The sequence below is a fragment of the Oribacterium sp. oral taxon 078 str. F0262 genome (assembly GCF_000160135.1).
Taxonomy (GTDB): domain Bacteria; phylum Bacillota; class Clostridia; order Lachnospirales; family Lachnospiraceae; genus Oribacterium.
This window is the reverse complement of sequence record NZ_GG729934.1, coordinates 158625-172161: the sequence shown is the minus strand read 5'-3', so window position 1 is coordinate 172161 and position 13537 is coordinate 158625. Positions and strand designations below refer to the sequence as shown.

Annotated in this window: 13 protein-coding genes; 4 read left to right on the top strand and 9 right to left on the bottom strand. The window is 56.8% G+C overall.

Going from position 1 to position 13537, the window contains the following annotated elements; translation table 11 throughout:
- Position 1: 1 nt before the first annotated feature.
- Positions 2-601 carry a hypothetical protein gene (locus tag GCWU000341_RS04555; protein ID WP_009214612.1) on the top strand — a complete coding sequence of 200 codons (600 nt, stop codon included), beginning with the start codon at positions 2-4 and terminating at the stop codon, positions 599-601.
- A gap of 194 nt (positions 602-795) precedes the next feature.
- Positions 796-2037 (top strand): ribonuclease H-like domain-containing protein, encoded by a 1242-nt coding sequence (locus GCWU000341_RS04550; RefSeq protein ID WP_009214610.1) that lies wholly within the window; start codon positions 796-798, stop codon positions 2035-2037.
- On the opposite strand, the gene GCWU000341_RS04545 is transcribed toward GCWU000341_RS04550, so the two are convergent.
- Together GCWU000341_RS04545 and leuC are read right to left on the bottom strand one after the other, a co-directional pair.
- On the bottom strand, positions 2034-2534 hold the full coding sequence (locus GCWU000341_RS04545) for a 3-isopropylmalate dehydratase small subunit (protein ID WP_040653635.1): 501 nt from the start codon (positions 2532-2534) through the stop codon (positions 2034-2036). The two genes, GCWU000341_RS04550 and GCWU000341_RS04545, sit on opposite strands and share 4 nt — an antisense overlap.
- A 64-nt stretch (positions 2535-2598) precedes the next feature.
- Positions 2599-3864: a 3-isopropylmalate dehydratase large subunit gene (gene leuC / locus GCWU000341_RS04540; RefSeq protein WP_009214608.1), complete on the bottom strand. Its 1266-nt coding sequence runs from the start codon at positions 3862-3864 to the stop codon at positions 2599-2601.
- 422 nt (positions 3865-4286) lie between these two features.
- On the opposite strand from leuC, the gene GCWU000341_RS04535 reads away from it, so the two are divergent.
- Positions 4287-5213 (top strand): LysR family transcriptional regulator, encoded by a 927-nt coding sequence (locus GCWU000341_RS04535; protein ID WP_040653442.1) that lies wholly within the window; start codon positions 4287-4289, stop codon positions 5211-5213.
- Positions 5210-6061, top strand: a complete 852-nt coding sequence (locus GCWU000341_RS04530) for an Mrp/NBP35 family ATP-binding protein (RefSeq protein WP_009214605.1) — start codon at positions 5210-5212, stop codon at positions 6059-6061. The genes GCWU000341_RS04535 and GCWU000341_RS04530 overlap by 4 nt, the downstream gene beginning before the upstream one ends.
- A 348-nt stretch (positions 6062-6409) precedes the next feature.
- Here the strand turns inward: GCWU000341_RS04530 and GCWU000341_RS04525 are convergent, their stop codons facing one another.
- From GCWU000341_RS04525 to GCWU000341_RS04495, 7 genes are all read right to left on the bottom strand, one after another.
- Complete coding sequence (locus GCWU000341_RS04525) at positions 6410-6709, bottom strand: HPr family phosphocarrier protein (protein ID WP_036598554.1); 300 nt, start codon at positions 6707-6709, stop codon at positions 6410-6412.
- Positions 6710-6773: 64 nt separating this feature from the next.
- Complete coding sequence (locus GCWU000341_RS04520; RefSeq protein ID WP_009214602.1) at positions 6774-7457, bottom strand: epoxyqueuosine reductase QueH; 684 nt, start codon at positions 7455-7457, stop codon at positions 6774-6776.
- The gene (rpoD, locus tag GCWU000341_RS04515) at positions 7454-8608 is read right to left on the bottom strand and encodes an RNA polymerase sigma factor RpoD (RefSeq protein WP_036598608.1); all 1155 of its coding nucleotides are present in this window, start codon (positions 8606-8608) and stop codon (positions 7454-7456) included. The genes GCWU000341_RS04520 and rpoD overlap by 4 nt, the downstream gene beginning before the upstream one ends.
- A 412-nt stretch (positions 8609-9020) precedes the next feature.
- Entirely contained in the window at positions 9021-9320 is a 300-nt protein-coding gene (locus GCWU000341_RS04510; RefSeq protein WP_009214598.1) for a DUF6637 family protein, read from the bottom strand.
- Positions 9320-10333 (bottom strand): ornithine carbamoyltransferase, encoded by a 1014-nt coding sequence (gene argF, locus GCWU000341_RS04505; RefSeq protein ID WP_009214597.1) that lies wholly within the window; start codon positions 10331-10333, stop codon positions 9320-9322. The genes GCWU000341_RS04510 and argF overlap by 1 nt, the downstream gene beginning before the upstream one ends.
- 18 nt (positions 10334-10351) lie before the next feature.
- Entirely contained in the window at positions 10352-11125 is a 774-nt protein-coding gene (locus GCWU000341_RS04500; RefSeq protein WP_040653440.1) for a TrmH family RNA methyltransferase, read from the bottom strand.
- A gap of 330 nt (positions 11126-11455) precedes the next feature.
- Positions 11456-13456, bottom strand: a complete 2001-nt coding sequence (locus GCWU000341_RS04495) for an NAD(+) synthase (protein WP_009214594.1) — start codon at positions 13454-13456, stop codon at positions 11456-11458.
- Positions 13457-13537: the final 81 nt, after the last annotated feature.

Below are 13537 nucleotides of genomic sequence, written 5' to 3'. Positions count from 1 at the left end.
TATGAGCAAATGTATCTGCTGCGGCAGCGAAACCGGCCAACTGCGCTTTCGGGCGCTGGAGGTGGAAACTCTGCATATCCGCGGTATGAAGGGCGAAAGCCGCATCCAGGCATTGGGAGAGATACGGGACTGGTCTGTATGTTCTGCCTGCGCTATGGAACGACTGAATCAGATCCTGCTGCCCGGACGGTCTATCGTCAGGCATATGATCCCGCTGCTGTTTCTGCTTCTGGCAGGCGCCGGCGCCTGCATCTGGCTGCGGAGCGACAAGGCAATGGTAAATCTCCTGGGACCGGCAGCTGTATTCTGCGCTCTGGCCGCAGGTACTTCCACTGTGCGGCGCAAACTGATACAACGAAACCGTTACCGGGTGCTGCCCCATCGGGAGGCCATGCGGCAGGCCGCCTGGCTGCGTCTAATGGATAGAGCCCCCAAAAAGTGCGGAGAAAATGACCTGACTTATATCCCGGTGGATGACTCTGTCCAGGGCATGACAGTCCAGCAGCTGATGCAGGAATACCGGCTTCTTCCGGCCATTGCGAAGCAGGCCTTCCAGCGTATAAAGGAAGAGCAAAGCTTGGCTATAAGATCGCTACGATAGACGATGCCGCTGACATCTCCGGCATGCGCACACCGCTTAACCGCGGCTTCAGCACTCTTAAAAGAGCATAAAAGTTTTCCTGTAAATCACTGACAAAGGGGTCTTCTATGGTATACACTACTATAGAAGACCCCTTTTAGCGCGATATTCAAAGGCCGCAGACGGAAAATGAAGCAAAAGAAACGGAGCGATATATGATTATAAAAGAGGAATCTTTCCCCTCGGGGGATCTCAGCTTTCTCTCCCAGCTCGGACTCCGCGCGGAGGAGCTCATTTTCTTTGATATAGAGACGACAGGGCTGAGTGCTCATAATGCGAGCCTCTATCTGATTGGAACTGTCGTCTATGAAGGGGGGAGCTGGAAGATTCAGCAGCTCTTCGCCGAGTCCCTGACGGATGAGATCGAGATGCTGGAGCATTTTTTCGCTCTCCTCTCGAAAAAAAAGCTCCTCCTGAGCTTTAATGGAGAGCGCTTCGATATCCCCTTTCTCGAAAAGCTCCTCTCTCAGTATGGGCTCTCCGAAAGCTTTCAGGGGATCAAGAGCCTGGATCTCTATCGGGAGCTTCGCCCCGCAAAAAAGCTCCTGAGCCTTCCGAATTACCAGCTGAAAAGCTGTGAGCGCTTCCTCGGGATCCAGAGAGAGGACCGCTTCAGCGGCGGAGAGCTGATCTATGTCTACCTCGATTATTTAAAGACAAAGGATCCCAAAAGGGAGGAGCTGCTCCTCCTCCACAATAAGGAGGACCTGAAAAACCTCCCTGCCCTCCTCCCCCTGCTCTCCTACGCAAGGCTCTTTCAGCATCTGCTCCCCCTCTCCTCTGTCCGCCTCATCTCCTCATCTAGGGAGCTTCCCTCCCCCGCTGAGGGGGAAGATACTCTCTCCGAAAGCATTTTGGAAGGCGCTTCCGGGGCTTTCTCCGAATCCTCCCGCTCAGATTCTTGCAAAGCTTTGAAAGGACTTCGCTCCGGGGATTCCAATATTTTCCCTTCCGGGGATTTTCCGGAGGATTCCCCCTATCTCTGTCTCTCCTACCGGGTCTTCCCCGCCTTTCCGAGAGCGCTTTTTCGAGAAAGAGAGCGCTTCCGGATCCTTCTTTCCGGAAACACTCTCCTTCTTTATGTGAAGCTCTATCAGGGGGAGCTCAAATATTTCTATCCGGATCCGAAGAACTATTACTATCTCCCGCAGGAGGACAATGCCGTACACCGCTCGGTCGGGGAATTCGTCGATAAGGCTTTCCGCGTAAAGGCGACGGCGAGGACCGCCTACCAAAGAAGAAGCGGTCTCTTCCTGCCGGAGCTCCTCCCGCTCTTCTCCCCTCTCTTCCAAAAGGAATATCGCGCTGCTGTCTTCTACGCGGAGTTTAGGGAGGAGCTTTTTCAAGATCCGGAGAAGGCGGACGCCTATCTGAAAAGCTTTTTAAAGACTCTTTAGGGCTCTTCCAAATCCTCATTGACAGCCGCCATGAGGCCGCCCTTTTCGATCATTCTCTGGAGAAAGGGCGGAAAGGGGAAGACCTTATAGTCCTTTCCCGTCGTCAGGTCCCGGATGCTTCCTCTCTCAAAGTCAACCGAAACTCGGTCTCCCTCCCGGATCTCCCTCGCCGCCTCCGGCGCCTCCACGATCGGAAGCCCGATGTTCAGCGCGTTTCTATAGAAGATTCTCGCAAAGCTCTCCGCGATGACACAGCCCACTCCGGAGCTCTGGAGCACCTGCGGCGCGTGCTCCCTGGAGGAGCCGCAGCCGAAGTTTCTTCCCGCGACCAGGATGCCGCCCGGTTCCAGCTTCTTTCGAAAGTCCGGATCCAAATCCTCCATCGCGTGAGACGCAAGCTCCTCCCGATCCAAAATCGCGAGGTATCTCGCGGGGATGATGACATCCGTATCGATGTTGTCCCCGTATTTCACAGATCTTCCCTCTAAGGTCTTCATCCTCTCTCCCCCATAACTGTTCCCGCCATTCCCTCTTCTTTCAAAATCTTTTATTTCCTCTAAGTCAGCCCGAAAGCTCATCCGGAGAGGAGATCCGCCCCGTGACAGCGGAGGCCGCGGCGACAGCCGGGGAGGCCAGATAGACCTCCGAGCTTGTATCTCCCATGCGTCCGATGAAGTTTCGGTTCGTCGTGGAGAGGCAGCGCTCCCCCGGGGCCAGTATCCCCATATAGCCGCCGAGGCAGGGGCCGCAGGTCGGTGTGGATACGACTGCCCCCGCTTCGATGAAGGCCTTGATCCAGCCCTCCTCCAGCGCCTCCAGATAGATCCTCTGCGTCGCGGGGATCACGATGCAGCGCACATTTTTCGCGACCTTCCGCCCTTTCAGGATCTCGCCTGCCTCTCGGATATCCTGGAGACGGCCGTTGGTGCAGGAGCCGATGACGACCTGGTCGATGGAAATCGGCGGGAAGCTCCCGATCTCCTTCGTATTCTCCGGAAGATGCGGAAAGGCAACTGTCGGCCGAAGCTTCGAAAGATCCAGGAGGATCTCCCTCTCATAGCGCGCGTCCGGATCCGCCTCAAAGCTTTGAAAGCTTCGGTTTCCGTGCTCCCGGATGTATCTCAGCGTCCTCTCGTCCACCGGAAAGATCCCGTTCTTCGCTCCCGCCTCGATCGCCATATTGCAGATCGTGAAGCGATCGTCCATGCTCAGAGAGGAGACGCCCTCGCCGCAAAATTCCAGAGACTCATAGCGCGCGCCGTCCACGCCGATCTCCCCGATAAGGTGGAGGATCAGATCCTTTCCGCTGACATGGGGAGAGAGCTTTCCCTCGAGCCTGACCCGGATCGCAGCGGGCACCTTGAACCAGAGCTTTCCGGTCGCCATGGCCGCCGCCATGTCCGTGGAGCCGACTCCGGTCGAGAAAGCGCCGAGCGCCCCGTAGGTGCAGGTGTGGGAGTCCGCCCCGACCGAAAGCTCTCCGGCGGTGATGAGTCCCTGCTCCGGAATCAAAGCATGCTCAATCCCCATATTCCCCACATCGAAATAATGAGAGAGCTCCTGCTCCGCCGCGAAGTTCCGGCAGATCTGAGTGCACTTTGCGGAGACGATGTCCTTGTTCGGGACGAAATGATCCATTACGAGGACGACCTTATCCCGATCGAAGACCGTCTTCTTTCTCAGCTTTTTCATCTCCCGAATCGCAAGAGGAGACGTAATATCATTCCCGTGGACCAGATCGATATTCGCCTCGATCAGCTGCCCCGCCAAGACCTCATCGAGACCTGCATGCGCCGCCAGAATCTTCTGGCTCATCGTCATTCCCATATAAAACTCCCCTCACAGTTCATGCAAAGCTCCTCCGATACGTTTCCTCTCCCCGCTGATCGGAAAAGGAATCCCGTATTTGCAGGCGCATCGGATAGCGCCGCGGTTTTCCAAAGCTCCGGAGCTTTTTCCCGTCTTCCCCTCCGCCCCCGGCGTTTTGCAGTCCACTCCTTCAAGATCCCCTATGCGCCAGGCGACAGGACAGCCGGAGCGAGCGCATCCTGTCCTTAAGAGGCAAGGCGTCCAAGCGGGATGCGAAGAGCGATCCGCGCTCGGAATGCATTTGCTTTTCCATTATCCCAAGGCGTACAATTCCATGCTAACAGTCCTATTGCTATAATCCCAATATATGTTTATAATGTTTAACATGAATTTAAATTATGATTTCGGCGCAGACATTTCGGCAGAAAGGGGGCAGAGCAATGACAGAGCAAAACCTGTCCGCCTACCGGATCTTCTATGAGGTGGCGAAAAACGGGAACATTTCGAGAGCCGCAAAGAGACTCTACATCTCCCAGCCCGCCATCTCGAAATCCATCGTAAAGCTGGAGGAGGGTCTGGACACCAAGCTTTTTAAGAGAAACTCCCGGGGCGTCACTCTGACCGACGAGGGGGAGGTTCTCTACCGGCATATAGAGGAGGCATTCGGAGCGATCGGAGAGGCAGAGCTTGAGCTTCGGAGGATGAAGGACTTAAATATCGGTCATCTCCGGCTCGGGGCGAGCACAACCATGTGCCGCTATGTCCTCCTCCCCTATCTCCGGAAATTCATAAAGAGATTTCCGAATATCCGAGTCTCCATCGTCACGCAGGATTCCGGCCGCACACTCTCCCTTTTGGAGGCGCGGAAGCTGGATCTTGGGATTACGGCGGAGCCGAAGGGAAAGCATCCCGGGCTCTGTCTCTGCTCCCCGAGAAGGATCCATGACATCTTTGTCGCGACCCCGCAGTATCTCGAAAATCTCAGGGAGATTTCCGAGGGAGAGCCGGATATCTTCCGGGAGGCCAATATCCTCCTCCTCGATGAACACAATATGTCCAGGCGGCATGTCGATGAGTATTTTAAATCCATCCAGAGAGAGCCCCAGCAGGTACTGGAAGTCAGTACGATGGATCTTCTCATCGAATTCGCGAAGGTCGGCATCGGAGTCTCCTGCGTCATAAAGGAGTTCGTGGCGGAGGAGCTTCGAAGCTCCCAGCTCTCGGAGCTTCCTCTGGAAAGGGAGATTCCGAGCAGAAATATCGGCTTTATCTACAGCGAGGCAAACCGCTCAAAATCTCTGGATGCCTTCCTCAGTATCTTGGAGGAGAATAAGGGCACAGAGAAAAAAGGAAAGGAGCAAAAATGAGCGAGCAAGAGAATCCTTCGGGCTGCAGTTCCGACTGCAGCTCCTGCGGAAGTAATTGTCCCTCCCGGCAGGGGGGGATTCCCAAATCGAAACTGGCCCCCGGGAGCAGCGTAAAAAAGCTGATCGGCGTCGTATCCGGGAAGGGAGGGGTCGGGAAGTCTACCGTCACCTCTCTTCTTGCCTGCGGGACCAATCGGGACGGCTTTCGGACCGGCATCATCGATGCGGATATCACCGGCCCCTCCATCCCTAAGGCCTTCGGCATCGCAAACGACGGCATCGGCATCTCGGAGGACGGGAAGCTGATGCTCCCGGACCGGAGTGCAAACGGCGTGGAGATCATTTCCACGAATCTTCTCCTCGAAAATGAGACGGATCCCGTGATCTGGAGGGGCGCCATGATCGCAGGCGCGGTGAAGCAGTTCTGGGAGGAGGTGCTCTGGAAGGAGATCGATTTCCTCTTCGTGGATATGCCGCCGGGGACCGGAGATGTGCCGCTCACTGTCTTTCAGTCCCTTCCGCTGGACGGGATCATCATCGTGAGCTCTCCCCAGGAGCTGGTCTCCATGATCGTCACAAAGGCGGTCAATATGGCAAAGAAGATGAATATCCCGATCCTCGGTCTGATCGAAAATATGTCCTATCTTCTCTGTCCGCACTGCGGTGAGAAAATCCAGGTCTTTGGAGAAAGTCATATTGAGGAAGCCGCAGAGAGGGAGGGGCTCCGCCTTCTCGCAAAGCTCCCCCTCGATCCGAAAAATGCCGAATACATGGACTGCGGTGCGGTGGAATCCATCGATCTCAGCCCCATAAATGACGCCGTCCGGGCAGTGGAGGCTCTCTTATAGATCCTTCCGGAAAGCAGTCGGATCTCATCCTCATCGGCTTCCCGCTTGGGTGCTGTCTCTCAGGGAGCGCAGATAGGGCATAAGACTTTAAGAACAGCACTTAAATTGTTGTAGTTGTAATCTAAAGGGAGCATGAAAGGGGGCATAGGACCCCTGAGGGCAAAGGGAAAGAGCAGGAGAAGGAAAACAAATGAAATAGAAAGAGCAGGAGCTTCGGATACGATCCCGGCTCCTGCCCTCTTTGATGTTTTATGATCTCGGAGAATCTTTTCTCTTCTTTATTCCGGAGAATCACCCTCTCTTCTTTTTCCCGAGGAGTCCTTTCTCATCCTTTCTTTTATGAGAATTTTATGAAGAGGCCGGTCCGCCGTTTTCCTCCGCGATCCCCTCGCCAAGCCCCGTCTCAATCGCATGACAAACCGCATCGAGCGCCTCCGCCTCGTCCGGTCCCGTGCATTCCACCGTGAGGACCGCGCCTCTCTTCACCCCGGCCGCCATCACATTAAGAACAGATTTCCCGACGATATTTCTCTCCCCGTAATGCAGGATGATATTACTCTTAAAACGAATGCAGGTCTGCGTCAAAACCCCGGCGGGCCGTAAATGAAGCCCCGATTCATTGACGACTTTCACTTCTTTGCTTACCATACCGTTCCCTCTTTCTGGACTTTTTTTCATGATACTTCGCGGAAAGTTCTTTGTCAAGAAAGGCTCAGGAAACGGAGGGAGCCCTCCTTCTCATGGCCTCCTCCCGGGAGAACTCGCAGCCGCAGTAGTCCTGCCGATAGAGGGAATATTCCTTCGAGAGCTGGACACTCCGCAGAAAGCGGTTTCCCTTCTTGAAATCAGAAGGCAGGTAATGGAGGCCCTGTCTCTCCGCGATTTCCGTCCCGAGACGGTTCAGAAGAGCGGCATCCTTCAGGGGAGAGAGGGAGAGCGTCGTACAGAAGTAGTCGAAGTGCTCTCCCTGAAGCTCCAGGCGTCTCTCCTCCTCCGCCGTCTTTTCCAGGCGGAGGCGAAAGCACTCCCGACAGCGCTTTCCCCGCTCGGGCTCCCGCTCGAGCCCTCTGGATACCGCGAGAAATTCCTCATGCCGGTAGGAAGAGAGCAGGAGCCGAATCTCAGAAAGTCCCATCTCCAAAAGCAGCCTCTTCAGCTCCCCCGCCCGGCGGAGGTATTCCTCTTCTGTCTCGATATTCGGATTATAGAAGAGAATCGTGATCTGAAAGTAACGGCTCAGGTACTCGAGGACGGCGCTGGAGCAGGGGGCACAGCAGGCGTGGAGAAGGAGCCTCTTCCGCTCCCCCTTTTCCGAGATCTCCTCCAGAATGCGGTCGAGACGCTTCTGAAAATTCTCCTTCGCCCCCGCGCAGGAGGGCTCTCCGTTTCGCCTCATGTGAGGAAGTCCCGGATTCGCTTGGAGCGGACAGGATTTCTCAGCTTCCGGAGTGCCTTCGCCTCGATCTGCCGGATCCTTTCCCTCGTGACATTGAATTCCTTCCCGACCTCCTCCAGCGTCCTGGGATGTCCGTCCTCCAGGCCGAAACGGAGGACAATGACCTGCCGCTCCCGCTCCTTTAGGTCCCCGAGGAGCGAGTCGATGTGCTCCCGGAGCATGACGGCCTCGACATTGCTCTCCGGCGTGAGAACATTGGCGTCCGCGACGAAGTCTCCGAGGTTGGAGTCGTCCTCCTCTCCGATCGGCGTCTCCAAAGAGGCCGGCTCTCTCGCGATCTGCATGATTTCCTGGACCTTGTCCTCGCTCATGTCGAGATGCTCCGCCAGCTCCTTTACAGAGGGCTCGTAGCCGAGCTCCAGCGTGAGCTTCCTCTGCATCTTTGACATCTTATTGATGGTCTCCACCATGTGGACCGGCACGCGGATCGTCCTCGCCTGGTCCGCCAGCGCCCTCGTCACGGACTGCCGGATCCACCAGGTGGCATAGGTGGAGAGCTTGAAGCCCTTTTCCGGGTCGAACTTCTCGACTCCCTTGATGAGGCCGAGATTCCCCTCCTGCACGAGGTCCAGAAAGCTCATCCCGCGGCCCGTATAGCGCTTTGCGATGGATACCACGAGGCGCAGATTCGCTTCGATGAGTCTCTGCTTCGCCGCCTCGTCTCCCTGCTGCTTCCGGATCGCAAGGGCATACTCCTCCTCTGCGCTGAGAAGGGAGACCGTGCCGATCTCCTTTAAGTACATGCGGACCGGGTCCTCTGTGCCGATGCCCTCCAGAAGATCTACCGCGTCGAGATCGATCTCCTCGCTCTCCTCCTTCAGAAAGCTTTCATCATCGAGGGGAAGAAGCTCATCATCCGGGGAAGCCTTCGCCTTTCCGGCCTCCAGATCCTTGATCGCGGCCTCATCCACCACCGGGTTGATCTCTATCTTTCTGTTTTCGATCAGGCGGACCACGTTGTCCATCTGCTCCTCGCTGAGCCCCGACTGTCGAAAGGATTCCAGGATCTCGCTCATGTCGATGGCATTTTTGTTCGCCCTCGCCTTTACGCAGATCTTCTCTATTTTTTTCAGTAATTCTTCCCTCTCCAAGATTTCCCCCACTCCTCTCTCTTTCGAAAAAGTAATTTATGATATGGCCGCTTCCCCCGCATAGGAGGGCATTTCCTCAAAGCCGCAAGTGCGCCAGCTCCGCTTCGCGTCTTCGACGCTTCGCCTCGCTGTCGGGCGGCTTCTTTGCGCCGCGCGGAAGGGTATTTCCTCAAAGCCGCAAGTGCACCAGCTCCGCTTCGCGTCTTCGACGCTCCGCCTCGCTGCCGGGCAGCTTCTTTGCGCCGCGCGGAAGGGTGATCCCTAAAGCCGCAAGTGCGCCAGCTCCGCTCCGCGTCTTCGACGCTTCGCCTCGCTGCCGGGCGGCCGCCCTATAGAAATCCCCCCTCTCTCCCGCTTCGGTCCGCTGTGCGCCCCGCGCGGGAGAGAGGGGGGATTTCTGCACTTGCGGCTTTTATCGCCATATCTCCACAGCGGATATGGCGGTGAGGAGAAGCAGCAGTATTCCGGTGATGATGTCGAATGCGATGCGGGCTCTTCGTTTTTTTTCGTGGGGAAGCTGTATGATGGTATAGCCCGCGCTGATCAGTCGGAGAAGCGCCGCTGTCAGGAAGATGAGCGGGAAGAGCATCATGTTCTGTTCGGGGTCGAGAAATGCCAGCGCCGCCATGACGAGGATCAGGATCCCCAGTACAATATGGATGATGTCCAGCTTTCTTCCGCTTCCTCTCGAGCCGCTGTGAAGCTGCTGCATCAGATTCCTCCGAGCGTCGCGTAAACGACCGCTTTAATGGTATGCATGCGGTTCTCCGCTTCGTCAAAGACCACGGAGCGCTCCGATTCAAAGATCCGGTCCGTCACCTCCATCTCCGAGATCCCGTACTTTTCATAGATCTCCGCGCCGATTTCCGTCCTGGTATTGTGGAAGGAGGGCAGGCAGTGGAGAAAGATCGCCTCCGGCTTCGCATAGGAGAAGGCCTTCTCATTGACCTGGTAGGGCATGAGGTCGTAGATTCTCTTCTGCCAAAGCTCCGCGGGCTCTCCCATGGATACCCAGACATCGGTCGCGATCACATCCGCATTTCGGCAGCCCTTCTCGACGGATTCCGAGAGAGAGATCGAGCCCCCGCTCTCCTCCGCGATACTCTGGCATTGCTTCACAAGCTCGATATCCGGGAAATACTCCTCCGGGCAGCAGGCCGTGTAGTGCATCCCCATCTTCGCGCAGGCAACCATATAGGAATTCCCCATGTTATAGCGGGCATCCCCGAGATAAGAGAGCCTGAGCCCCTTGAGCCTCCCGATATGCTCCTCGATGGTGAGGAGATCCGCCAGAAGCTGCGTGGGATGAAATTCATTGCTCAATCCGTTCCATACCGGGACCGAGGAGAAGCGGGCGAGCTCTTCTACCTTCGCCTGTTCGAATCCCCGGTACTCTATGCCGTCATACATGCGGCTCAGAACCCGCGCTGTATCTTCGATGCTCTCCTTTTTTCCGATCTGAGAGCCCTCCGGACTCAGGAAGGTAGTCCCGAGGTTCAGATCCCGCGCCGCAACCTCGAAGGCGCAGCGGGTCCTGGTGGAGTTCTTTTCGAAAATGAGGGCGATATTCTTTCCCTGAAAGCTGACCCCGTGTATGGGCCTTCCATCGCTGCGGGCGGCCTTTTTCTCCGCCTTCAGCCTCTTTGCGAGGTCCAGAAGATAGCGGATCTCCTCCGCCGTGAAATCCAAAAGCTTCAGAAAATCTCTGCCAGATAGCTTAAGCATGTACCCTCCTTTTTCCGCCTAGTTCTCCTGTTTCTCCCGCTGTCTGAGAGTCTCATAGGACAGGATCGCCGCAGCCGCGGCCGCGTTCAGGGACTCCACTCCTCCCTTCATGGGGATCCGGAGACGAATATCCGCAGCCTCCGAAAGCTCCGGACTCAGCCCCCTGCCCTCATTTCCGATGAGAAAGGCCGTCGGTGAACGAAAATCACAGTCATAGTGCGCCTTCTCTCCGAGGAGATGCGACGCAAAGCAGCGGACGCCCTTCTTTTTCAGCTCCGCTATCGTCTCCTTGAGATCCGGAACGATCCGAAAGGGAAGGCGGTAGAGAGATCCCATCGTGGAGCGGACAAGCTTCGGAGAGTAGATGTCCGCGCAGTCCGAGCTCATGTAGATCCCGTTCACCCCCGCCGCCTCCGCGAGGCGGAAAATAGTGCCGAGATTCCCGGGATCCTGCAGGGATTCCAGAAGCAGGAAAAAATCCCCGGAGAGGACCCGCTCCGGCAGCATGCGGACCAGGACAAGGATCCCCTGGCTGTGCTTCGTATCGGAGATATGGGCCATGAGCTCATCCGGCACGCGGATCAGAGTATGGTCCTTCGGGCGAAATCCCGCCGGAAGGGATCCCCGGTAGGAATCGGAGAGGAAGACTCTCTCGACCAAATCTTTCGGGATCTCCCGGCAGAGCCTCTCTCCCTCCGAGACAAAGAGTCCGGCTTTCTGCCGCGCTCTCGGCTTCTGCAAAAGCTCCCGGACCTCCCGGATCATCCGGTTTGAAAAAGATGTAATTCTCATCCACTCTCCATAATGCGGAAACAGCCGAAATCTCCCCGAAAAATCCGCGGAGAGCAACTAATTATAACAAAGATTACTATTTTTAGCAAGATGCTCTCGCTGCGCCGATGGGATTCGAATTCCGCAGACAGAGCGTAAAAAGTGGCTCTGCCGCTCTTTCGCCCCGCCGCTTTTTCCACCTCTAATAAATTAAATTAAGATGAAGATGCACTTATCCGGAGGAGTATTTCCCGGACAGGGCCCGGTGTTCCGCGATTTCACATAGGCGGGCTCCTTCGCCCTGGGCCGCTTAACGGGACTGATCCAAAAGTACGAGGAAGGCAGCCGGAATCAAAGCTTTTCGAGCTCTGAGAGCCAGAGGGCAGCGCTCGCGTCGCTCGGCATCCTGAGATCCCCTCTCGGAGAGACGGAGACGGAGCCGACCTTCGGTCCGTCCGGGAGGCAGCTTCTCTTAAACTGCTGGGAGAAGAAGCGGCGGTAAAAGCTTTTCAGCCAAAAAAGGATCTCCTCCCTCTCATACTGCGGCTTTGTTCCGCTGTCTCCCGCATAAAAAGCCGAGAGGGCGAGCTCATAGACCTTTTTCGGGCGGAAGCCAAAGCGAAGGATCTGATAGAGGAAGAAGTCGTGGAGCTCATAGGGGCCTACCAGTTCCTCCGTTTTCTGGGAAATCGTTTCCCCGGAGGGCGGAAGGAGCTCGGGGGAGACCGGAGTATCCAGGATATCCAGGAGCGTTTCGGAAAGCGCCCCCCTCTTCTCTATATCGGCGATATAGCGGACGAGGTGCCGGACCAGGGTCTTCGGAACCCCCGCATTGACCGCGTACATCGACATATGGTCGCCGTTGTAGGTCGCATAGCCGAGCGCCAGCTCGCTTAAATCCCCCGTGCCTACGACAATGCCGCCGCAGGCATTCGAAAGATCCATGAGGACCTGCGTCCTCTCCCTCGCCTGCGCATTTTCATAGACGACATCCCGCTTCTTTGCATCGTGCCCGATATCCCGGAAATGCTGCTCCACAGAGAGGCGGATGTCGATCTCCCGAAGAGTGGCGCCGATCGCCTCTGTGAGCCTTCTCGCATTGTCCAGCGTGCGTTTCGTCGTGCCAAAGGCGGGCATTGTGACAGAGAGAATGTTCTCTCTCGGGATTTTCAAAAGATCGAAGGCGCGGGCCGTGACGAGGAGGGCCAGAGTGGAATCGAGACCGCCGCTGATTCCGAGCACGGCCTGTTTCGTCCCGATATGAGAGAGTCTTTTCTTGAGGCCGAGGGCCTGGATGCTCAGGATCTCCTCGCAGCGCCTCGCTCTCTCCTCCCCGGAGGAGGGGACGAAGGGGTGAGGATCGATCCGGCGGAAAAGACTTCCATCTTCCCCGGAACCCCCGGAAAAGGAGCTCCCCGAAAGGAAGGAGGGACGGCCTCCCTCGAAGAAGCGGAAGGGAATCCTCCGGTAGCCCTCCGCGCGCGGCGCCGGATAGGTTCCAAGCCTCGTCCTTTCCTGCCGGATCCTCTCGAGGTCGATCTCCGAGATCGTGAGCCCCGTCGTAAATCTCCGGCTCTCCGCAAGGATGCTTCCATTCTCCGCGATCATGCTCTGCCCGCCGAAGACAAGATCCTGCGTGGACTCCCCCTCTCCCGCATTGGCATAGAGATAGGCCGCGCAGATCCTCGCGCTCGCAGAGCGGAGCAGCTCTCTTCGGTAATCCGCCTTCCCGACCGTCTCATCGGAGGCGGAGCAGTTTGCGATGAGATAGGCTCCCGCAGCGGCGTGCTCCGTCGAAGGGGGATTCGGGACCCAAAGGTCCTCGCAGAGCTCAAGGGCAAGGCAGAAATCCGGAAGGTCCTCCGCCTGGAAGAGAAGCCTCATGCCAAAGGGAAGGGAGCAGCAGTCCTTCGTCAGAGGATCCCGGTAGAGATACTCGAAAATCCCGTCTTCCGCAGGGCTGAACCATCGTCTTTCATAAAACTCCGAATAATTCGGAAGGTTCTTCTTCGGGACAAACCCGAGCACACGCCCCCGATGGAGAACGGCGGCGCTGTTGTAGAGCTTTCCCGAGAAGGATAGGGGCAGTCCCAGGACGATGAGAAGCGGAAGCTCTCTCGTCTTAGAAAGAAGCCAGGAGAGCGCCCGAAGAGCGCCCTCCTGAAGCTCTGACTGCAAAAAGAGGTCTCCCGCCGTATAGCCCGTGAGGCAAAGCTCCGGGAGCACCAGAAGGCCCGCCCCCTTCTCCGCCGCCTCGCGGCAAAGCTCCGCGATTCTCTCCCGATTCCAGTCGGGATCTGCCACCCGGACCTCCGGCGTACCGACGGCCGCCCTGAAAAATCCTTCGATCACTGCTCAGGCTCCTTTCCCCGCTGCACTTCCCTGTCCCGCGAACGGCGGCGTCCTCTGATGCGCGCTTCTCTCCGCCGCAGT

Bases quoted from the DNA above. Each gene is read 5' to 3' on its own strand.
- GCWU000341_RS04530 (WP_009214605.1), top strand. From the start codon at position 5,210: ATGAGCGAGCAAGAGAATCCTTCGGGCTGCAGTTCCGACTGCAGCTCC.
- leuC (WP_009214608.1), bottom strand. From the start codon at position 3,864: ATGGGAATGACGATGAGCCAGAAGATTCTGGCGGCGCATGCAGGTCTC.
- GCWU000341_RS04510 (WP_009214598.1), bottom strand. From the start codon at position 9,320: ATGCAGCAGCTTCACAGCGGCTCGAGAGGAAGCGGAAGAAAGCTGGAC.
- GCWU000341_RS04535 (WP_040653442.1), top strand. From the start codon at position 4,287: ATGACAGAGCAAAACCTGTCCGCCTACCGGATCTTCTATGAGGTGGCG.
- GCWU000341_RS04525 (WP_036598554.1), bottom strand. From the start codon at position 6,709: ATGGTAAGCAAAGAAGTGAAAGTCGTCAATGAATCGGGGCTTCATTTA.
- GCWU000341_RS04545 (WP_040653635.1), bottom strand. From the start codon at position 2,534: ATGAAGACCTTAGAGGGAAGATCTGTGAAATACGGGGACAACATCGAT.
- GCWU000341_RS04555 (WP_009214612.1), top strand. From the start codon at position 2: ATGAGCAAATGTATCTGCTGCGGCAGCGAAACCGGCCAACTGCGCTTT.
- GCWU000341_RS04550 (WP_009214610.1), top strand. From the start codon at position 796: ATGATTATAAAAGAGGAATCTTTCCCCTCGGGGGATCTCAGCTTTCTC.
- GCWU000341_RS04500 (WP_040653440.1), bottom strand. From the start codon at position 11,125: ATGAGAATTACATCTTTTTCAAACCGGATGATCCGGGAGGTCCGGGAG.
- argF (WP_009214597.1), bottom strand. From the start codon at position 10,333: ATGCTTAAGCTATCTGGCAGAGATTTTCTGAAGCTTTTGGATTTCACG.
- GCWU000341_RS04520 (WP_009214602.1), bottom strand. From the start codon at position 7,457: ATGAGGCGAAACGGAGAGCCCTCCTGCGCGGGGGCGAAGGAGAATTTT.